Below are 20618 nucleotides of genomic sequence, written 5' to 3'. Positions count from 1 at the left end.
CGCCGTTCAGGGGCGTCCGAGGAGGAAGAACCCGACGACGAGCGCCACGACGACACCGAACGACACCCAGGCCGCGAGGCCCCACGACGTCCGCAGACGGCGACCGGCCGGCGCCACCTCCCCGGTGTCGCGCCGAAGTCCCGTCACCGCGGGGTCGTCTCGGAGCTGACCCTCGCGCCAGCGCTCCCACTGCGCGAGCTTCGCGGCGAAGGCGTCCGCGGTGCGCATCACCTCGACCCACCGCTCGGGGTCGGTCGTCACGACATCGCGCGGGTGCACGAGAAGGAGCAGATCATCGACGATCTCGATGTCCCATCCGCCCGCGCCATCGATCGCCTGGGCCATGACGTCGGGCGTGAAGAGGTAGAGCGCGTTCGCCTCGTACCCCTCGGGACAGTACAGGTCGAAGTGCTCGTCGAAGTCTCCCTCGAGCGAGAGCCTCTGGGCCGAGTCGGGGATGGCCGCCACCGCGAAGGCGCGGGTTCCGCGCCGCGCTGCGCGCACGATGATGTGCGGCAGCGGGCGCCGGAAGCCGATCCTGATCCACCCGCCCACGGGCGGGTAGGTGAACCGGCGCGTGGCGTTGCGGATCTCGTAGTCCGCCCACTCGACGGTCCGCCCGTCCGCGTTCTCCCGCGTCATCGCCCGCGAGACGGTGTGACCCGTGATGCTCCACCACGCGCGCATCGTGCCCGAGCGCGGACCCGGGGTGTAGACGAGGCCGTTGTCTTCCGCGAAGTGCGCGAGAGCCCAGTGTTCGCGCGGGCGCGTGCGCCCTTTGCCCGTACGGACGACGCCCCACACGCTGAAGACGAACACCCCCAGGAAAAGGAACAGGAAGAGGGCCATGGCTCGCACCTCGTCGGATCCGCCGCGACGGATCTCCGACGTGATGGTCGCCCACGATCCCAACGCGCCGATGCCCGACACGATGAGGAGGAAGGTGAAGACGGCCCGCCGCCCCCTCCTTTCGGGGTCGCGGACCCGCGGGTACTCCCGCCGGAACCGCGCCCAGAACCGCCGAAGCTCCGCGCGGCTCGGGCGCGCGCGCAGCGCCTCGACGTCGAGCGTCGTCGGCTCGGTCATGACAGCGGGCTCCGCGTCACCGAGTACGCAATGGCCCGCGCGCGAGGAGGTGCTGCGCCGACTGCGCCACCGGCCGCACGGTCACGAGGTCGAGGTTCACGTGACCCGGCGCGTCGAGGGCGTACGCGATCACGTCGGCGACGTCACCGGCCACGAGCGGCGCCTCGACGCCCTCATAGAGCTTGTCGGCCGCATCCCTGTCTCCGCCCAGCCGGTTGAGCGTGAACTCCTCGGTGCGGACCATGCCCGGCGCGATCTCGATGACGCGGAGCGGCTCGCCGTTCAGCTCCTGCCGGAGCGCGTGCACGAGCATGGACTCGCCGGCCTTCGCGGCGTTGTACCCGCCGCCACCGGGGTACGCGGTCTGGGCGGCGGTCGAGGTGACGAAGAGCAGGTCGGCGTGCCCTGCGTCGTCGGCGGCGCGGCGCAGCGACGGCAGGAGGGATGCCACGAGCCGCTGCGACGAGAGCACGTTGGCCTCGAACATCCAGCGCCAGTCATCGGGATCGCCGTCTTCGACACGGTCGCTGCCGCGCGCTCCGCCCGCGACGTGCACGAGGGCGTCGACCCCGCCGGTCTCGGCGAGCCAGTCGCGCAGGGCCGCAATGTCGTCGGCGTCGGTCAGGTCGGCCGCGCGAGCGACGACCCCCGTCTCCGCTTCGAGAGCCGCGAGCCGGTCGGCGCGGCGGGCGACGCCCACGACGTCCCACCCCCGCGCGCGCAGGAGGCGTGCGGTCGCCTCTCCGATACCCGAACTGGCCCCGGTCACCACTGCGCGTCGCGTCATGGCATCCACGCTACTCGTCCCCTCCGACGTCCAGCGGTCCCGGGCGCGACCACGCGTGACGGTGGTATTACGGCCCGTGACCCCGGCGGTTGTCGGTGTCGGAGGGGGTCCGTACGCTCGCAGGAGGCCACGGCGACCGCCTCGGCCCCCAGACCAGAGGAGCAGCCATGTCGGCACCCGAGAACTGGCGTTTCGAGACCAAGCAGATCCACACGGGCGCCCAGCCCGACCCGGTGACGAAGGCCCGCGCCACCCCGATCTACCAGACCACGTCGTACGTGTTCGACAACGCCGACCACGCGGCGAACCTGTTCGCGCTGGCCGAGTTCGGCAACATCTACACGCGCATCCAGAACCCCACGCAGGACGTCGTCGAGCAGCGCGTCGCGGGCCTCGAGGGCGGCACCGGCGCCCTCCTCGTCGCCAGCGGCCAGGCAGCCGAGACGTTCGCCGTGCTCAACATCGCGCAGGCCGGCGACCACATCGTGTCGTCGAGCTCGATCTACGGCGGCACGTACAACCTCTTCAAGTACACCCTCGCCAAGCTCGGCATCGAGACGACCTTCGTCGAGAACCAGGACGACGCCGAAGAGTGGCGTGCCGCGGTCCGCCCGAACACGAAGCTGTTCTTCGCCGAGACGATCGGCAACCCGAAGATCAACGTGCTCGACATCCGCACGGTGGCCGACGTCGCGCACGAGGCCGGCGTTCCGCTCATCGTCGACAACACGATCGCCACGCCCTACCTCATCCGTCCGTTCGAGCACGGCGCCGACATCATCGTGCACTCGGCGACGAAGTTCCTCGGCGGACACGGCACCACGATCGGCGGCGTCATCGTCGACGGCGGCCGCTTCCCGTGGTCGGAGCACTCCGAGCGTTTCCCGGGCCTGACCACGCCCGACCCCTCGTACCACGGAGCGGTCTACACGCAGGCGGTCGGCGACGGCCTGGCCTACATCATCAAGGCGCGCGTGCAGCTGCTGCGCGACCTCGGCGCCTCGATCTCGCCGCAGAGCGCGTGGCAGCTCATCCAGGGCATCGAGACCCTGTCGCTGCGCATCGAGCGTCACGTGCAGAACGCGCAGGAGATCGCGGAGTGGCTCGAGAGCCACGACGATGTCGCGAGCGTCAACTACTCGGGGCTTCCCACCTCGCCCTGGTACGCCGCCGCGAACAACTACGCCCCCAAGGGCGTCGGCGCAGTGCTGTCGTTCGAGCTCAAGGGCGGCGTCGAGGCGGGTCGCGAGTTCGTCAACTCGCTGAACCTCTTTAGCCACCTCGCGAACATCGGCGACGTGCGCTCGCTCGTCATCCACCCCGCGTCGACCACGCACTCGCAGCTCACCCCCGAGCAGCAGCTGACCGCGGGGGTGACCCCCGGTCTCGTGCGCCTGTCGGTGGGTCTCGAGAACATCGACGACCTCAAGGCCGACCTCGACCAGGCTCTCGCCGCTGCGCGCCGCCTGTCGGAGGCCGCTCGCGCCTGACCCTCGCGCAGACACGCCCCGATCCGGCTTCGGCCGGGTCGGGGCGTTCTCGTGTGCGCCACCCCGTGCCGGTGCCGGGCATTCCGTGACGAGCGGAGGGCGAGGGATGCCGGGAGGACCCGCGCCGCGAGATCCTCCTCCCTCCGTCCCTGCCCCTCCCTCCGTCACACCTTCTGCCGCGGCCGGAGGCTCCCGAGACCCCCGTCGACGCCGAGCACCTGGCCGGTCATCCAAGCGTTCTCGGGCGACAGCAGGAACTCCACCGCCCGGGCGACATCGTCGGGCTCGCCGAGGCGGCCGAGCGGGTGCATCGCCTCCGACACCTTTCGCGACAGGTCGCTCGAGGTGAGCTTCTCGGTCAAGCGCGTCTGGACGAGACCGGGGGCGACAGCGTTCACCCGCAGACCGTGGGCCGCGTAGCTCGCCGCGGCCGACAGCGTCAGCCCGATCACCCCGGCCTTCGCCGCGGCGATGCCGTCGTGGTTCGGCAGCCCCGCGAGCGCCGCCGCCGACGAGACCAGCACGACCGCCCCGCCGTCGCGCATGTGAGCTCCGGCCGCTCGGACGGCGGCGAAAGCAGTCGTCAGGGACGCGGCGATCAGGCCGTCGTACTGTTCGCGCGAGGTCAGGTGCGCGGGCTTGAGCAGCATCGATCCCGCGAACACCGCGATGCCGTCCAGCTCGCCCGCCTCGCGCACCACCCGGTCGACGGCGTCGAAGTCGGTGGCATCCAGGACGAAATCGGGCTCGATGACCGAGGAGTCCCGCGCTGTGGTCAGGACGCGGTGGCCCGTGTCGCGCAGTCGTGTCGTGGTCGCACGGCCGATGTCACTCGACGCCGCGATGAGGAGGAAGGTCGCCATGCGGCGATCATCCCCACCCCGACTCGCGCGGGGCGGGGGCTGGACATGGCGCTCAGTCGGTGCTGAGCGCCGCGCGCAGCTTCTCGTTCTCGGCGACCCACTCGGGGTCGCCCTCCCGCGGGCCTCACTCCGACGTCGACGTAACAGTCGGGTGCGGCCCCGCCGGACCGGGGAGAATGGATGCCATGGACTGGCAGATCTCCGAAGACACGGTGCCCTCGGCGCCGATCACGGAGGCCGACGCCCGCTCCCTGCTCGGCCGGCCACCCGCGACGGGCGCCTGGCGCGACGGCGACCCGGTGGGCGAGCGCCGTTTCGCCGCTTTCGGAGCGTTCGCGACCGAGAACGGCGAGTCCCTTCCGGCGTTCCGTCTCGCGTACGAGTCGTGGGGTGAGCTCTCCCCCGCACGTGACAACGCCGTGATCGTGCTGCACGCCCTGACCGGAGACAGCCACGTGCGCGGAGCAGCCGGCCCCGGCCACCCGACCGCGGGCTGGTGGAGTGATCTCGTCGGCCCGGGAGCCGCGATCGACACCGATCGGTGGTTCGTCGTCGCGCCCAACATGCTCGGCGGATGCCAGGGCTCGACGGGACCGGCGAGCATCGCGCCCGACGGATACGAGTGGGCCTCGCGCTTCCCCTACCTGACCATCCGCGACCAGGTCCGCGCCCAGGCGCAGTTGGCCGACGCGCTCGGCATCGACCGCTGGGCCGCGGTGATCGGCGGCTCCATGGGCGGAATGCACGCCCTCGAATGGGCGGTCGGCCACCCCGACCGGGTGGAGCGCGCCGCGATCCTGTCGGCGCCGCCCATCACCACCGCCGACCAGATCGCATTGAACTCAGTGCAGCTCGACACCATCCGGATGGACCCGCGCTTCGCGGGCGGCGAGTACTACGACTCCGGCGACGGCGACGGCCCGCACCGCGGACTCGCCCTCGCCCGCCGCATGGCGCTGCTGAACTACCGCAGCCCCACCGAGCTGAACCAGCGTTTCCAGCGGTCGTGGCAGTCGGGAGTGAGCCCGCTCGGGCGCGGTGGTCGTTTCGCGGTCGAGTCGTACCTCGACTTCCACGGCAACAAGTTCACGAGGCGTTTCGACGCGAACAGCTACCTCACCCTCGTCGAGGCGATGAACTCGCACGACGTCGGGCGCGACCGCGACGGGGTCGAAGACGCCCTGCGTCGTGTCACCGCCACGACCCTCGTGCTCGGCATCGACAGCGACCGCCTGTTCCCCATCGACGGGCAGCACCGCATCGCCCGCGGCATCCCGAACACGCTCGACGGCGACGAGGCGGTGGTCCTCGCGAGCGACTTCGGCCACGACGGCTTCCTGATCGAGACCGCGGCCGTCGCCACGCACCTGCGCCGCCTGCTCGCGACCTGACGATTCCGGATGCCGGGCCCCCGGCATCCGTCCCGTTCGGGTGCGTCCCGGTCGAGGCCGCGCCGGCCCGCGGTCGGGATTCCGCGGCTGCGCCGGACAGCGTTGAGTGTCCAGGAAACCCGGAACCGATGCGATCGGCGTCCGGGTGTCTTGGACACTCGACACTCGTGCGGGCGCCGGGGCGCGGGTGACGGGACGCGAGACCCGGGGCAACGGAGCGCGGGGTAGCGAGGTGCGGTGCGTCGAGGCGCGGGTGCTCGGGCCCCAGGGCGCAGGCGGGCGGCGGGCACCGCCGAGGTCAGCCGTGCGTCGGGATCGAGCCGGTGATCGCGGTGGTCGCAGCCTCGGCCGCCGGCATCCGGTGCTCGGGGTGACGACCCGAGCGGTCCTCCACGCGGTACGACACGATGGCGACGATGAGCCCGCCGAGGGCGAGCACCGCCCCCACCCACGCGGGAGCGACGAGTCCGAGACCGGCGGCGATCGCGAGACCGCCGAGGAAGGCCCCCAGGCTGTTTCCGATGTTCAACGCGGAGTGGTTCAGCGCGGCGGCGATCGACTGGTTGTCTTCGGCGACATCCATCAGCCGGGTCTGGATGCCGGGACTCAGGGCGGCACCGCAGAACGCGACGAGGAAGGCGAACAGCACGAGCGTGACGATCCACCCGGCGGTCAGTGCCAGTCCGACGGACGCCGCACCGAGCGCGACGAGGCCGACGAAGAGCCAGAACCGCAGGTCTTTGTCGGCGAGCGCGCCCCCGACCACGTTGCCGACCGTCATGCCGACGCCGACGAGCACGAGGACGAGCGACACCGCCCACTCGGGCTGCCCGGCCACCTCGGTGATCATGGGGGCGATGTAGCTGTACATCGCGAAGAAGCCGCCGAAGCCGACGGCGCCGATGCCGAGCGCGAACCAGACCTGTCCGATGCGGAAGACGCGCAGCTCGTCGCGCAGTCGTCGTCCCGGTGCGCCGGGGTGCTTCGGGACGAAGAGGGCGATGCAGATCGTGGCGAGCACGAAGATGCCGGTGACGACCGCGAACGCGGCGCGCCAGCCGACCTGCTGGCCCAGGAGCGTGCCGAGCGGGACACCGACCACGTTGGCGATCGTGAGACCGGTGAGGACGAAGGCGACGCCCTTCGCGCGGTTACCGGGACCGAGGGCGTCGGCGGCGACGAGGGCACCGATACCGAAGTAGGCGCCGTGCGGGAGGCCCGCGAGGAATCGCGACGCGGCGACGAGCTCGAACGTCGGGGCGATGACCGTGAGGAGCGTGAAGAACGCCAGGGCGGCCGCGAGCACGATCATCACCCGGTGCCGCGGGAACCGCGCGACGGAGCCGGCGATCGTGGGGGCGCCGACGACGACGCCGAGCGCGTAGAGCGACACGAGCCAGCCGGCCTGGGCGATCGCGTCGTCGGGCGACGCGGCCCACACGGTGGGCACCAGTTCGCGGGCGATGTTGGGCAGGAGGCCCATCACCACGAACTCGGTCATGCCGATGCCGAAGCTGCCGATGGCGAGAGAAAGGAGCGCCCGCATCGCCGCACCTCTCGAGGTCGTCGAAGAGGTCACCCGACGATGGTAGTCGGCGGGAGAACGCCTGTCGAATCGTTTCGAGGCGAGGAGCCGCCGCCCGCGCGAACGTCGGATGCCGACGAACGACGGTGGGGTCGGATGTCAAGCTCGACCCCCGAATCCGGCGATGTCAGCGGGAGCGACTACGATCGACGGCGGCTGCCGGACGGTGTTCAAGGGGGACGGATGTCAGTGGGGAAATCTGTAAAGGGTCGAGGCGCGCTCCCGCGCGTCATCGCGGCGATGGTCGCTGTCGGCGCGCTCGTCACGGTGACCGCGTGCACGAACGGTGAGGCGCAGATCACGCCCACCCGACTGCTGCAGTCCGTCGCCGTCGGGGTCACCACCGACGCCGCCATCCAGAGCGTGCAGTCCACGACGATCGCCATCGGCAACTCCCCCTCGGAGACGACCAGCGAGACGGCCTCGTTCACCCCGGCCGACGTCGCGAACGACATCCCCGTGCGCATCCGCACCTCGTACCGCACCGCGGACTCGAGCGGCACCGACCTGGGCGACCTCAAGGGTTACTCGGGCCGCGTCGAGATCGACGTGACGGTCGAGAACCTCACCGTGAAGCCCCAGGAGCTCACGTACGACGCCGCGGGTCAGTCGCGCACGCGCGAAGCGCTCGTGGGCGCGCCCCTGACGATCGCCGCGTCGACCGTCCTCGGCGGCGTGGCCCCCAGCCGCGTGGTCATCGACTCCGACACCGACTCGGCCGTGACCAACGGCGTGCTGAGCCGCTCCGACGACGGCGACGCCGTGGTGCAGTGGGCGTCGCTTCTCGCCCCGCCCTCCGGTCGCGCCAGCAGCACCCTCACCCTCGTCGCCGACGTCGACGACTTCTCGGTGCCCGCGTTCGACATCGCGGTGCAGCCGGGGATCTCGACCGATCCGTCGATCGGCGGTGTCCTCGACGCGGCATTCAACGACGACCCCACGTCGCAGCTCGCGCTCCAGCGCCGCACCATCGAGGTCGTCGCGGCGGTGAACGAGGTGCTCGGCCGAGCCGGGACGACGATCACCGAGGTGCGCACGAACCTCGAGAGCACGGCCGACACCCTCGGTGTACGCACGGCACGAGAGCTCGCCGACAGCACCACCTCGCTCGGAACGTCGATGCGCGGTCTCACCGCGCAGCTCACGGGTCTGCAGTCCGACCTCTCGACGACGGTGAACAGCACCAACTCGGCGGTCCTCCAGCAGCTCGGCAGCGCCCTCTCGGCGGTCGACGGCATGCTCGGCGACACCAGCGCACCGCCGCCCCCGTCGATCCCGAGCGGCAGCGGATGCTCGGCGACGTCGACGATCCCGGGCGAAGCCAACACGATCTACGGCAACATCCAGCGCCTCGCGGTCGAGCTCGACAACTACGCCTCCGCCGCCGACGAGTGCAAGGGCGAGGTGCAGAACGCGCTGCGCTCGACCATCGGCCCCGACGCTCCCAGCGCCGACACCTGCCAGACCCCGTCGACGACGTGCGCCCTGTTCAGCGCTCAGGGCGAGGTGAACGCCACGCTCGCCCAGCTGGTGGTCGACGGTCGCGAGCTCGTCGACTCTCTCAAGCCCGAGCTCATGTCGTCGGTCGTGACGCAGTTCGACCAGACCTCGCAGGCCGTCGAAGCCGTTCAGGCCGCGACGAAGAAGGTCACCGACGGCCTCCCCGACGGCTCCGTCCCGCAGTCGCTGGGCGAGGTCAGCACGGCACTCGACACGCTGTCGGGTTCGCTCGGATCGCTCAACTCCGCACTGTCGCAGGTCAACCAGATCGCTCGCGACGCCCAGGCTGAGTTGGGCAACACCGACCAGCGCGGCTCGATCCGCGAGCAGGCAAACCGACTGGCGGACGAGATCTGCACGCTCGCCCCGGACGATGACTGGACTCCTCCCGGCGGCGGCAACGAGCCCACGCCGAAGCCCACCTCGACCTCCGGAACGGGCGGCGACGACGAGGGAAGCGGCGACTCCGACGCGAAGAGCTCCTCCTCCCCCGTGGTCATCGGCGGCCCGACGCTCGCCGAGGTCGACCGTCTGCGCTCCTTCCTCACCTCCGAGGGATGCGAGGGGGACCAGCTCTCGACCCCGTGGGGCTACTCGGCGCCGCTCCTCGACCGCCTGAAGGCCGACACCGCCGCGTGGATCAGCGTCGATGAGAAGACGCAGCCCTCCGGCGACCTCGGCACCGCCATCGCGGGCCTGCTCGACCAGACCTCGAAGGTCCGCGACGCGGTCAACCGCATCAGCTCCTCCGCGTGGAACGGCAACGAGAACCTCACCGCTCTGGTGACCTCGCTGACCGACTCGACGAAGGCCCTCGCCGACCAGCGCACCGAGCTCGACCAGCGCATCAACGCCCTCAAGAAGCAGCAGGACGGCCTCGGCCCGAGCATCGAGCGGGCATTCGCCGACGCCGACGCCGAGGCGGCCAAGAAGGTCTCGGCCCTCATCGAGGAGCAGGTGCGCGTCATCTCCGCCCGCGGGAAGACGGATGCCGCCACCATCGGCGCCATGTTCGACCGTTCCGTGTCGGGTCTGACCTCGACCTCGACCGACATCGCGCAGAGCGGCAAAGAGACCGTCGAGTCGCAGCGCGACGACCTCACGGCCGCCGGCGAGGCGATCTCGCAGAGCGTCTCCGCGCAGACCCTGTCGTCGCTGTCGTCGATCTCGTCGAGCATCGGCGCCGCCACCCGCGACACGGACGGCGCGTCCTCGCTCCTGCAGGCCGACCTGAACAAGGTCCTCCTCGACCTGGGCGACCGTCAGGTCAACGGCTCGGGACTGCTGGGATCGATGGTCACCAGCGCCGCGAAGGTCGACACCGCCGACGTCCAGCTCGCCCTGGCCTCGCAGCAGGCGCAGGGGTACGCCAACGTGCGCTCCGAAGACGTCGCGGGCATCCTGCTCCAGCAGGCGCAGACGCAGGCTTCGCTGGAGGCCGGAGCGAAGCTGCCGCCGTTCCACATCGAGGCTCCCGCGGGCGCCGCGACGCAGACGGTGTACACCTTCCGGATCGGAGACGGCAAGTGAAGCGTCGCACCGTGGCCCTGATCGCCGGGGCCGCCGCCGTGGTCCTCGTCGCCGCCGGCGTCACCACCTGGTCGCTCACGCGCCCCGCCGAGGCCCAGGCGGTCGGCTCGATCCCCGTCGCCATCTCGGCGCCGGTCCCCGATGACCTGACGATCGGCGTGATCGTCTCGCTCTCCTCCGCCCCCGGCGAAGGCGCGGAGTGGAAGGATGCCGCGAACGGCGCGGTCGTGGCCGCCCGCCGCCTGGCTCTCGGCGGTCACGACATCACGGTCCGCGCGGTGGACGACAAGGGCACCGCCGATGGCGCGCGCGCCGCCGCACAGGAGCTCGTCGACGACGGAGCCGCCGGCATCGTCGTCGCCACGAGCGGGTCGCACGTCACCGGTGCGGTCGAGGTCGCCCGATCGGCCGGCGTCCCCGCCGTCCTTCCGTACGTGACCGACGGCTCGCTCGCGGGTGACGGCGTCTGGCTGACCGGCCCCACGAGCGACGCGATCGGCGCGGCTCTTCCCGCGGCGCTGAAGGGCGCCTCGTCGGTCCTTCTCGTGGACGCCGGGTACGGCACGCCCGCGGGCCTCTCCCCCGCCGCCATCGTGCCGTTCGCCGCCGGCGGCGACGCCGCGGCCTTCCGTGCCGCCGTCGCCGCGGCCCGTGGATCGCGCCCCCTCGACGCGGTCCTCATCAACGGGCCCGCCTCGACGCAGGCGAGCGTCGTACAGCTCCTCCAGAGCGACGACGCCGATCTCCCGATCGTCGTCACGCCCGAGGCCACGTCGCCGGCGTTCTCCGAGGCGCTCGTGTCCGCGGGCGGCACCCTCTCGACCGACCTGACCACGGTCGGCGCGGGCTGGAGCGACACCGTCGCCCTCTCGTCCGACGCCGACGGCCGAGCCATGTCCGCCTTCCTCGCGGGCGTGCGCGTCGTGGCCGACGACGCCTCGGCGACGACACTCTTCGAGGACCGCTCGTTCGCATCCGTCGCCGGCCTCGCCGACTCGCGCAGCCACGACGCCACCATCCTGCTCGCGCTCGCTGCGGCATCCGCCGGCAGCACGCAGCCCTCCGCGGTGGCCTCGGCACTCGGCACGCTGTCGGCCGGGGCGGCCGACGGCATCGCCGGTCCGCAGCTCGACGGCACGAAGCCCACCGCCCTGGTGCCCGGAATCATTCCCCTGTACTCGGCGGATCAGAATCTGGGCCTGCGCCCCCTGTCGGCCGACACCACCGCACCGCTGGTGTGGTTCGCCGGACAGCCCGACTGACATCTCCCGGAGGCTCCGATGCGTCTGCTGATCGCGATCGACGAAGACGAGCAGGTGGTCGACCTCGCCCGTCACCGCAGCCAGGCGACGCTGGGCGAGTTGATCGCGGCGGCGACCGGACACGATGTCGCCCCCGACACCCTCGTCGCGGTCGACGCGGAGCGGCACCCCGCCTCGACGGCGTTGAGCGAGGTGCTGCTGCTCGAGGGCACGCGCATCGCCCTCTCGGCGTCGCCCCGACCGAAGCCCGCGACGGACTGGACGGCGACCCTGTCCGGCGGCCTGGAGGCCGGACCGGTCGTGGACGTGCCGCGCGGGCGGGCACTGGTCGCGGGACGCTCCCCTCAGGCCGACCTCAGGCTCCCCACCACGAGCGCCTCGTGGGAACACTTCTCGGCCGCGCGCGACGACGACGGGCTCCGCGTCGACGACCGGGGATCGACGAACGGCACCCTCGTCGACGGCACGCCCGCCGCCGAGGACGGCACGGTCGTCGAGAGTCCCGCCGTCATCACCGCGGGAGGCACGACCGTGCTCCTGCGCCCCTCGATCGATGAGACCCCCGCCCCCGAGCCCGGTTCGCTGCACAACATCACCCCGGCCGCGACCGCTCCCTTCAACCGTCCGCCGCGGCCCGGTCGGCCCCCTGAGCCCGACCCGATCACGCCGCCGACCCGCAAGGACGTCCCCCCGGCCTCCAAGTTCAGCATCATCACGGTCGCGGCCCCGCTGGTGCTCGCGTTCGCGATGGTCCTCATGCTCGGCGACGCGAGGTACGCCCTGTTCGCCGCCCTCAGCCCCGTCCTGGGTGTCGGCGTCTGGTTCGAGCAGAAGCGCCGCCACACGAAGAACGTCAAAGAAGAGGATGAGCGGTTCACGCAGGCCCTGCAGACCCTGCGTGACGACATCGCCTCGGCCGGTCAGGCCGAGAAGGCCCGGAGAATGGATGCCATCCCCGACCCGGCCACGACCCTCCGGCGCGCGGCGATCCCCGCGACCACGCTGTGGCAGCGCCGCGCGGGCTCGCCCGACCTGCTCGCGCTGCATGCCGGCATCGGCGATGTCCCGTGGCGCCCCGCGATCGACGAGCGTTCCGGCGCCCGCCTCGAGGACGAGGTCCGCGAGATCCTCGACACCGCCGCCATCCCCGCCGCGCCCGTCGAGATCGACCTCACCGCGGGCGGGGTCGTCGGAATCGTCGGCGACCGCGACGGGGCTCTCGCGCTGGCCCGGAGCCTCGTCATCCAGGCGGGCATCCATGTCGGCCCGGCCGATCTGACCCTCGGGGTCTTCTGCGATGCCGGCCGTTCTCCCGACTGGGCGTGGGCCGGATGGCTCCCGCACACGCGCCGACAGGGCACGGGCACCCAGGAACGCTGGATGTCCGACAACCGCGAACGCAGCACCGATCTGCTGCGTGGTCTGCGCGACGGCATCCACGACATCCCCACGGCAGCCGTTCTGCTGGTGCTGGACTCCGACGTCCTCACCGAGGGGCGCAACGCCCCCGCGCGCGAGTTGCTCGGCCACGGACGCCCCGACGGCGCGACCACGCTCTCGCGCGACCGCCAGGGCGTGCAGGTCTCGGGGATCGTCCTCGCGTCGTCCGAAGAGCAGCTCCCCGCCGCGTGCACCGTCGTGGTGCGGGTGGCGCCGGATGCCGCGGCCACCGTCACCCGCCCCGGTGACCTCGTGACGGTCGACGACGTCATCCTCGCGGGCATCGACGTCGACACCGCCGCGGCGGGAGCCCGCGACGTCGCCCGCTTCGACGATCCCGAGCTCGTCGTCCCGGGCGCGGCGCTGCCCGGCCTCGTGCGTCTCCCGCCGCTCCTCGGCCTGGACGAGGTGACGGCGGACGCGGTCCGCGAGCTGTGGGCCAACGCCCGCGGTATCACGGCCCCGATCGGAACGGGCGAGGGCGGCACGATGGAGCTCGACCTCGTGCACGACGGCCCGCACGGCCTCGTCGGCGGCACGACCGGCTCGGGCAAGAGCGAGTTCCTCCGCTCGCTCGTCGCGGGGCTCGCCCTGCGCAACGACCCCACCCGCCTGAGCTTCATCCTCATCGACTTCAAGGGCGGCGCGGCCTTCGCTGCGTGCGAGCGGCTCCCGCACACGATCGGCACCATCAGCAACCTCGACGAGCAGCTGGCCGACCGCGCCCTCCGCTCCCTCGAGGCCGAGATGCGGCGGCGTCAGCGCATCTTCGCCGCGGCGGGCGAGGGCGTCGACAACCTCGACGCCTACCTCGCGACGAAGCCCGCCGAGCCCATGCCGCGGCTGCTGCTCGTCGTCGACGAGTTCGCGATGCTCGCCAAGGACTTCCCCGACGTGCTGTCATCGCTCGTGAGCGTCGCCGCCGTCGGCCGTACGCTCGGCGTCCACATGATCCTCGCCACCCAGCGCCCCGCGGGTGTCGTCAACGACGACATCCTCGCGAACACGAACCTCCGGGTCGCTCTGCGCGTGCAGAGCCGCGACGACTCGAACAACGTGATCGGTGTCCCGGCGGCATCCGCGATCGGTCGCGCCCAGCGCGGTCGCGCGTACATCAAGCGCGGACAGGACGACATCGCGCCCGTGCAGACCGCGCTGGTCACCGGCGCCTCGGAGCGCGCCGTCGTCGAGGCCGTCGAGCTGCAGCCGGTGACGTTCTCGGGGATCGCTCCCGCGTCCAAGACGACGGTGGTCGACGACTCGACGACCGACCTCGACGTCGTGATCGACGCCATCCGTGCGGCGGCCGACGAGGCCGGGATCGCCGCTCCGCGACCGGTGTGGCCCGAGGCGCTGGGCGCGCGCGTGCCGCTGGCTGGGTTCGGTGACGACACCCCGACGCCGGGTGTCCCCGCGGTCGGCGGCGTGCAGGGTGCGGAGGTGTTCTTCGCGCTCGCCGATGAGCCGGACAGCCAGCGGCAGGTCGCCGCGGGGTGGAACCTGTCGCGGGGCAACCTGCTCGCGGTCGGCATCCCCGGCAGCGGCACCAGCACGGCCCTGTCGTCGATCGCCCTGGCCCTCGCGGCCGAGTCGCACCCCGACGACCTCGACATCCTCGTGCTCGACGCCGGTGCCCGCGACCTCGCGCCGCTCGCCGACCTTCCCCACACCGTCGCCTACGTGGGTGCCGGGGGCGGTGCGCGCGAGCAGCAGGCGCGATTCCTGCGCCACCTCCGCACCGACCTCGAGCGGCGCCGCGCCGACGAGGGACAGCGTCGCCGCGCGATCGTGCTGATCGACGGGCTGGCGGCCCTGCGCGACGAGTTCCAGGACCACGAGGGCCAGCAGCTCCTCGACGGTCTCTACCGCGCGTACGCCGACGGACCCGAGCTCGGTCTGCATTTCGCCGTGTCGACGACCCGCGCCAAGGCGGTCCCCTCGGCGATCGACGAGGTCACCACCCAGAAATGGATGTTCCGCCTCGCCGACCCCTACGACTACACCTCCGCGGGCCTGCGCCCCAAGGACGCCCCGGCGTCGGTCCCGGGTCGCTGCGTGCTCGCGGAATCGGCCCGGCAGGCGCACGTCGCCACCCCCGACGACGGGCTGGCTGGCGCCGTGGCCCGCGTGAAAGAGACGTACGCCGGCGCCGCGGCGAAGGCTCCCGTGGTGGGCCGCCTTCCCGAGCAGGTCGGGATCGCCGACCTCGGGGTCGCGGCCGACCTCCGGCAGGAGCCGTGGCGTATCCCCATCGGCGTCGCCGAATCCGACCTCGCCCCGGCGTTCCTCGAGGTCTACGAGGGCGAGCACGTCCTCGTCGCCGGCCCCGCCCGCTCCGGCAAGTCGACGCTGCTCCTCGCGATCGCGCAGTCCCTGCGGACGACTCCGGATGCCACCGCCCCGGTGACCGTGTGGGGTGTCTGCGGTCGCCGCTCACCGCTGGCCACGGCCGACCTCGACCGCGTCGTCGTCGGCTCCGACGAGATCCCCGCGCTCGTGGCATCCGTACGTCTCGAGAAGGGGCCGGTCGTGATCCTGGTCGACGACGCCGAGTCGTTCGAGGATTCCGACCAGTCGCTCGCGGGGCTGCTCACGATGTCGCAGCCGCACGTGCTGATCATCGCGGCGGGACGCTCCGCCGACCTCCGCGCGCAGTACTCCGGCTGGACGAAGACCCTGCGCAAGTCGCGCTGCGGGGTCCTGCTGCAGCCCGACGTCGACTACGACGGCGATCTGCTGGGTGTCACGCTCCCCCGCCGCGCCCCCGTCGCCGTCACGACCGGCCGCGGGTACGCGTGCGTCGCGGGCGCGGCCCGCTTCGTCCAGGCGGCGGGGCCGTCGGTCGCCGTCCCCGCGGGCTAAGCGGAACGCCTGCTCCACGCGTGACGCGGCGGGTGCCTCCGCGCGCCTCCGCGCACCTCAACGCCTCTCCGCGTACCTCCGCGCGCCTCAGCGCCACTCCGCGCGTGCCCGCGCGCCTCAGCGCGTCGTGATGCCGAACGGCGGGCTCACGAGGTCGGTGAAGTTGCCGACCCGCGCGCGCACCGTGCAGTCGGGAGCGACCGACAGCGCCGTCACCACGAGCCCGTCCGATGAGACGGTCAGGGCGCCGGCGCATCCGTCGCTGAAACGCACCCCGCTGGTCCCCCCGGCGACGGCGTCGAGCATCGCGCTCGGCTCCCCCACCGACGGGCTCGTGAACAGGGGGTTCACCGGATCCGGGCCGCTGGGCCAGACGGGGAGCAGCGTGACGGGCAGGGCCGTCCCGCCGACGGTGCGAGAGGGCGTCGTCACCTGAACGCTGCGCAGCCGCTGCACGGGATACGCGGCCCCCGACACCTCGGAGTCCGAGATCGCCTTCGTCGTGGCCGCCGCGGCCGCCTTCAGCCACGCATCGACGGCTTCCTGGCCGTTCAGCGCGATCGAGACCTGGGCGGTGACGGTGACCGAGTCCTGCGTCGGGACGGTCAGGCCGTCGACGCTCCATCCGCAGGGCACCGAGATGCCGGTGACGCTCGCCTGGTTGCGATCGACCGTGGCATCCGACCACGTGACGGCGGGACACGCGTCCGATTCCGCGGCCCCGGGAATTACCTCAAGGAACGGCCCGCCGAGGGGAGCGTTCTGCGCGCCGTACTCGATCGTGACGGTCGCCAGCTTCTTCTCCGGGTCGTAGCTGACCGAGCGGCTCACGCTCAGCCCGGTCGGCAGGGCCCGGTCCTGCTGGCTGGAGGTCACGACGGGTCCGGCCGCCGCCGGTGCGGCCTCCCCCGCGGGAGGGCGGAACACGAAGAACGCCGCGACCGCGGCCACGGCGACCACCGCGGCTCCCGCGATCCAGAGGGCGCGGCCGCGCGGCATCCGGGTCCACAGCGAGGTCTTCGCCTCGGGCTCCGCCTCGACCGGCTGGGGCGCCTCGCGACGCGGCATCGGTCGGAGCACCGTCGCCTGGGTCGCCGCACCGAGCTCGGGTGCCGGCTCGTCCGACGACACCGCGACCGGTTCGGGAGCCGTCGGGGCGACGCCCCGGAGCACGGTCGCGGGTCTCTCCGCCTCGACGAAACCCTCGGGAGCGGCGACCGGTGTGAGAGCCGCGAGCTCCGCGATCGACGCTCTCAGACGCCGAAGGCTCGCCGCGGCCTCCGTGGCCGACGGGCGCTCCGCCGGCGCCTTCGCGAGAAGGCGGGCGAGAACACGCCAGAGGTCGTCGGGCACGTCGAGGCGGGGCACTTCGGCGCTGACGTGCCGATACGCGACGGTGAAGTCGGTTCCCGGACCGGCGAACGGCGTCCGACCCGAGAGGAGCTCGTAGAGCAGGATGCCGGTGGCGTAGACGTCGCTCGGAGGCCCGGCCTCGCCGAGGGTGACGAGCTCGGGCGACATGTACTCGGGCGTGCCGATGACGGCGGTCGTCGAGCGGCGGCGCTCGTCGAGCACGCGCGCGATGCCGAAGTCGACGACACGGACGGCAGCCCCGGGGTCGTCGCCCTCTCGCTCGTCGCGATCGAGGAGGACGTTGTCGGGCTTGATGTCGCGGTGGACCGTGCCCACCGCGTGCGCGGCGGCGAGCGCGTCGAGCACGGCCGCGGTGAGGGCGACGGCGTCGGCGGGCGGCAGGGTACCGCGCTCGTCGAGGGCCTGACGCAGGCTCCCGCCCTCGACCAGGTCCATGACGATCGCGAGGCGCTCGCCCTCGACCACGAGGTCGCGCACCGCGACGACGTGCGGGTCGCGCAGGCGGGTGAGCACGGTGCGCTCGCGGATGAAACGCTCGACGAGGTCGGCATCCTGTGCGTGTTCCCGGCGGAGCACCTTGGCGGCACGCAGCGTCTCGTCGCGCACGTCGCGCACGCGCCACACCTCGCCCGCGGCGCCGGATCCGATCCGATCGACGAAACGGTACGAGGCGCCCAGCGCCTCACCGATCTCCGGTTCCACCCGTTCCCCCCGCTCTCCCTGTCTCAATTTATCCGGCCGCGCGCTTCGATCCTGACGCTTGCGCGACGCGTGATCCCGCCGCTTGCGCGACGCGCGACGGCGCGGCAAGGGACCTCGGACCGGATGCCGGCCGGGTCAACGCGGACTCACTCCGATGCGGCGTCGTCGATCGCGCGCTCGAGGCGCTCGATCTTGCCGTCGATCTCGCCCGTGCGACCGGGGCGGATGTCGGCCTTGAGCACGAGCGACACGCGCGAGCCGTACGGCAGGACCGCCTCGGTGGCACGCCTGACGACGTCGAACACCTCGTCCCACTCGCCCTCGATCTCGGTGAACATCGAGGTGGTGCGGTGGGCGAGGCCCGAGGAGCGCACGACGGCGACCGCGGCGGCAACGGCGTCGTGCACCGACCCGTCGGGGTTCTCGGCAGAGAGGCTGCCCGTTCCGGACGGGGCGACGGAGAAGGCGACGAGCATGCTGTCGAGGTTAGTCGGCCGTCGCCGCCATCGCCGTCGTACGGCGGCCCGTCACGAACTCGCGCAGGTCGCCGGGGCGGGCGACGCGCCCGACGGGCACCCGCACCACGCGCACGATCGCCCACACCATGAGCACGATCGCGAGCACGTTGCGCGCCTCGAGCAGGAAGACCGGGAAAGGAGCGGGGTGCGTGGCCATCAGGCCGTCGTAGACCATCGGGTACATCCACTGCGTCAGCCCGGCGATCACGAGGGTGAGCGCCGCGAGACCGTACCACCGGCGGCGATCGATCATCAGCCCGAGGATCACGGGCGCGAACACCCACACGTAGTACTGCGGCGAGCCGACCTTGTTGAGCGCGATGAAGGCCGTCACGAGGGCCAGCGAGAGCGGTGGGAACAGGGTCACGAAGGTCGCGCCCGCCCAGAGCTTGCGCGCACCAACGACCGCGACACCGGCCATGACGAGGAGCATCAGCGGGGTCATGATCGCGATGACCGGCTCGACGCCGGGACCGGTCACCTGGAACGTGAGCACCCCGCCGTCGTAGTAGACCTCCGAGCCGGGCACGTAGAAGGAAGCGAGGATCATGTAGAGACCCCCGACGGGCGCTTCCATCTGGATCCCGCGCGAGGTCTGGTCGCCCACGAACCCGAGCACGAACGGCGCACCGCCCAGCGCCACCACGGGAATGACCGTGGCCAGCGACACCGCGACAGCGCCCCAGACGAGCGAGAGCCGGCGTCGCACCACGATGAGTCCCGCCGCGAGGATCGCCGCGGGCCACACCTTCATCCACACCGCGATCGACAGGAGGACGGATGCCACGAACGGCCGCCGCACGAGCCAGATGCTGCCGAGGATCGCGAACGGCACCGTGATCCCGTCGATGCGGTAGAGACCGACCGGCCCGATGAGCAGGATCGCGGCGAGCCAGAACCACGCGGCCACGACCCGGCCGGTCGAGCGACCCTTGCCGACGAGGATGACGAAGGCGACGAGGTTCGCCAGCGACACGGTGAGCGCCCACGCCGGGGTGTAGCCGATCGCCCACGCGAACACCCACGCGAAGGTCATGGGCACGAAGGCGAGCTGCGGGTAGATCCACTTCTCGGTGATGCCGGGCCATTCCCACGTCGTGGACCGCGTGCAGGAGGTCACGTCGATGCCCCCGAACAGCGCGCAGCGCGACCAGGGTTCGTAGACCAGGTACACGTCGCCCATGGGTTCGTTCGGCTGCTGGTAGCCGAGGACCGCCACGGTGACGTGCACGGCGACGAACGCGATCAACAGGGGAACGACACGCCTCAGCACCGCCTCATCCTAAGCGGGAGACCCTCGACGGCCCGGACGGGCAGCCGCGCTCGGCCGGTGCGGACGCGGCAACCGTTACGCGATCGAGTCCGACAGCACCTCCGCGAGCACCCGCGGCAACGCCTCCGCCACGTCGAGCGCGGTGATCGGCCCGCCCGCTCCCCCGTGGATCCCGGATGCCGCCCGCCCGGCCGTCCCGTGCAGCCACGCGGCGGTCGCCGCGCACGCCGCGAGATCCTCCAGACCGACGCGATCCTCCGCGACCGCTCCCGCCGTCACCGCACCGAGGACTCCCGCGAGCACGTCACCGGTCCCCGCGGTCGCGAGCCAGGGCGTGCCCGCCCGCACCCGACGGGTCCACCCGTCCGCCGTCGCGACGATCGTCGTCGCGCCCTTCAGGAGCACCACTCCCCCGAACGCCGCGGCGGTCTCGCGAGCCGCGTCCTCGCGTGCGTCGTCGTCCGTGGCATCCATCGACGGCAGCCCCAGGTCGGAGCGGAGACGATCGAGTTCCCGCGCGTGCGGCGTCACGATGACGGGGGCGCTGGCCCCGACGACGAGATCGAGCGCGCCCGCGTCGACGACGACGGGCAGGTCGCCCTTCAGAAGGCCGCGCAGCGCCGCCGTCTCGGCCGCGTCACGCTCGGCGGCATCCGTTCCCGATCCGATCACCCACGCCTGCACGCGCCCGTCGGCGGTCACCGTCTCGGGTCGACGCTGCAGCACGAGATCCTGCGCGCGCTCGGGGCCGAGGTAACGCACCATGCCCGTGCCGGTGCGCCACGCGGCCTCGACGCCGAGCATGGCCGCGCCGGGGTAGCGGGTAGAGCCGGTGCGAAGGCCTACCACCCCGCGGGAATACTTGTCGTCGCGAGCCGTTGGTCTCCGCAGGGCGCGGGAGCAGTCCTCCCCGGTCCATTCCTTCGCCGTCATGGCGCCACCATAGAACGCAGAG

At 72.2% G+C, this 20618-nt stretch carries 13 protein-coding genes; 5 read left to right on the top strand and 8 right to left on the bottom strand.

From position 1 onward, the window contains the following. Positions 1-6: 6 nt before the first annotated feature. Both ACMW4R_RS08445 and ACMW4R_RS08440 read right to left on the bottom strand, forming a co-directional pair. Positions 7-1086, bottom strand: coding sequence for a hypothetical protein (locus tag ACMW4R_RS08445; RefSeq protein ID WP_418299650.1), 1080 nt, complete (start codon positions 1084-1086; stop codon positions 7-9). Positions 1087-1102: 16 nt separating this feature from the next. Beyond that, complete coding sequence (locus ACMW4R_RS08440) at positions 1103-1873, bottom strand: SDR family oxidoreductase (protein ID WP_193753613.1); 771 nt, start codon at positions 1871-1873, stop codon at positions 1103-1105. Positions 1874-2040: 167 nt separating this feature from the next. On the opposite strand from ACMW4R_RS08440, the gene ACMW4R_RS08435 reads away from it, so the two are divergent. Beyond that, positions 2041-3363, top strand: coding sequence for a bifunctional o-acetylhomoserine/o-acetylserine sulfhydrylase (locus ACMW4R_RS08435; protein WP_058596549.1), 1323 nt, complete (start codon positions 2041-2043; stop codon positions 3361-3363). A 164-nt stretch (positions 3364-3527) separates the two neighbouring features. On the opposite strand, the gene ACMW4R_RS08430 is transcribed toward ACMW4R_RS08435, so the two are convergent. Continuing rightward, positions 3528-4226, bottom strand: coding sequence for an SDR family NAD(P)-dependent oxidoreductase (locus tag ACMW4R_RS08430; RefSeq protein WP_058596548.1), 699 nt, complete (start codon positions 4224-4226; stop codon positions 3528-3530). A 185-nt stretch (positions 4227-4411) separates the two neighbouring features. On the opposite strand from ACMW4R_RS08430, the gene metX reads away from it, so the two are divergent. After that, positions 4412-5617, top strand: a complete 1206-nt coding sequence (gene metX, locus ACMW4R_RS08425; protein ID WP_058614058.1) for a homoserine O-acetyltransferase MetX — start codon at positions 4412-4414, stop codon at positions 5615-5617. A gap of 298 nt (positions 5618-5915) precedes the next feature. Here the strand turns inward: metX and ACMW4R_RS08420 are convergent, their stop codons facing one another. Next, positions 5916-7163 carry an MFS transporter gene (locus tag ACMW4R_RS08420; RefSeq protein ID WP_418299896.1) on the bottom strand — a complete coding sequence of 416 codons (1248 nt, stop codon included), beginning with the start codon at positions 7161-7163 and terminating at the stop codon, positions 5916-5918. Between the two features lie 228 nt (positions 7164-7391). Between ACMW4R_RS08420 and ACMW4R_RS08415 the strand changes: the two genes are divergently transcribed. From ACMW4R_RS08415 to ACMW4R_RS08405, 3 genes are read left to right on the top strand one after another with little or no spacing between them, the layout of a single operon-like run. Then, positions 7392-10232 (top strand): hypothetical protein, encoded by a 2841-nt coding sequence (locus ACMW4R_RS08415; RefSeq protein WP_418299649.1) that lies wholly within the window; start codon positions 7392-7394, stop codon positions 10230-10232. Then, complete coding sequence (locus ACMW4R_RS08410) at positions 10229-11494, top strand: ABC transporter substrate-binding protein (RefSeq protein ID WP_418299648.1); 1266 nt, start codon at positions 10229-10231, stop codon at positions 11492-11494. Before ACMW4R_RS08415 ends, ACMW4R_RS08410 begins: the two co-directional genes overlap by 4 nt. 18 nt (positions 11495-11512) lie before the next feature. Further along, a complete protein-coding gene (locus ACMW4R_RS08405; RefSeq protein ID WP_058626388.1) occupies positions 11513-15796 on the top strand; it encodes an FtsK/SpoIIIE domain-containing protein in 4284 nt (1427 codons plus the stop codon). A 117-nt stretch (positions 15797-15913) separates the two neighbouring features. Here the strand turns inward: ACMW4R_RS08405 and ACMW4R_RS08400 are convergent, their stop codons facing one another. The 4 genes from ACMW4R_RS08400 to ACMW4R_RS08385 form a co-directional block, all read right to left on the bottom strand. Next, entirely contained in the window at positions 15914-17872 is a 1959-nt protein-coding gene (locus ACMW4R_RS08400) for a protein kinase domain-containing protein (protein WP_418299647.1), read from the bottom strand. Positions 17873-18018: 146 nt separating this feature from the next. Continuing rightward, positions 18019-18348, bottom strand: coding sequence for a thiamine-binding protein (locus ACMW4R_RS08395; RefSeq protein ID WP_058597199.1), 330 nt, complete (start codon positions 18346-18348; stop codon positions 18019-18021). Between the two features lie 10 nt (positions 18349-18358). Further along, on the bottom strand, positions 18359-19663 hold the full coding sequence (locus tag ACMW4R_RS08390) for a DUF2029 domain-containing protein (protein WP_058628980.1): 1305 nt from the start codon (positions 19661-19663) through the stop codon (positions 18359-18361). Between the two features lie 75 nt (positions 19664-19738). Then, positions 19739-20596 (bottom strand): ADP-dependent NAD(P)H-hydrate dehydratase, encoded by an 858-nt coding sequence (locus ACMW4R_RS08385; protein ID WP_418299646.1) that lies wholly within the window; start codon positions 20594-20596, stop codon positions 19739-19741. Positions 20597-20618 lie beyond the last annotated feature (22 nt).

This window comes from Microbacterium sp. S1037 (assembly GCF_048381605.1).
Taxonomy (GTDB): Bacteria; Actinomycetota; Actinomycetes; order Actinomycetales; family Microbacteriaceae; genus Microbacterium; species Microbacterium testaceum_B.
The sequence above is the reverse complement of the archived record's forward strand: the minus strand, read 5'-3'. Positions and strand labels throughout refer to the sequence as shown.

What these genes read in the sequence shown, in the direction of transcription:
- ACMW4R_RS08445 (WP_418299650.1), bottom strand. Translation starts at nt 1,086, where the DNA reads ATGACCGAGCCGACGACGCTCGACGTCGAGGCGCTGCGCGCGCGCCCG.
- ACMW4R_RS08440 (WP_193753613.1), bottom strand. Translation starts at nt 1,873, where the DNA reads ATGACGCGACGCGCAGTGGTGACCGGGGCCAGTTCGGGTATCGGAGAG.
- ACMW4R_RS08435 (WP_058596549.1), top strand. Translation starts at nt 2,041, where the DNA reads ATGTCGGCACCCGAGAACTGGCGTTTCGAGACCAAGCAGATCCACACG.
- ACMW4R_RS08430 (WP_058596548.1), bottom strand. Translation starts at nt 4,226, where the DNA reads ATGGCGACCTTCCTCCTCATCGCGGCGTCGAGTGACATCGGCCGTGCG.
- metX (WP_058614058.1), top strand. Translation starts at nt 4,412, where the DNA reads ATGGACTGGCAGATCTCCGAAGACACGGTGCCCTCGGCGCCGATCACG.
- ACMW4R_RS08420 (WP_418299896.1), bottom strand. Translation starts at nt 7,163, where the DNA reads ATGCGGGCGCTCCTTTCTCTCGCCATCGGCAGCTTCGGCATCGGCATG.
- ACMW4R_RS08405 (WP_058626388.1), top strand. Translation starts at nt 11,513, where the DNA reads ATGCGTCTGCTGATCGCGATCGACGAAGACGAGCAGGTGGTCGACCTC.
- ACMW4R_RS08395 (WP_058597199.1), bottom strand. Translation starts at nt 18,348, where the DNA reads ATGCTCGTCGCCTTCTCCGTCGCCCCGTCCGGAACGGGCAGCCTCTCT.
- ACMW4R_RS08385 (WP_418299646.1), bottom strand. Translation starts at nt 20,596, where the DNA reads ATGACGGCGAAGGAATGGACCGGGGAGGACTGCTCCCGCGCCCTGCGG.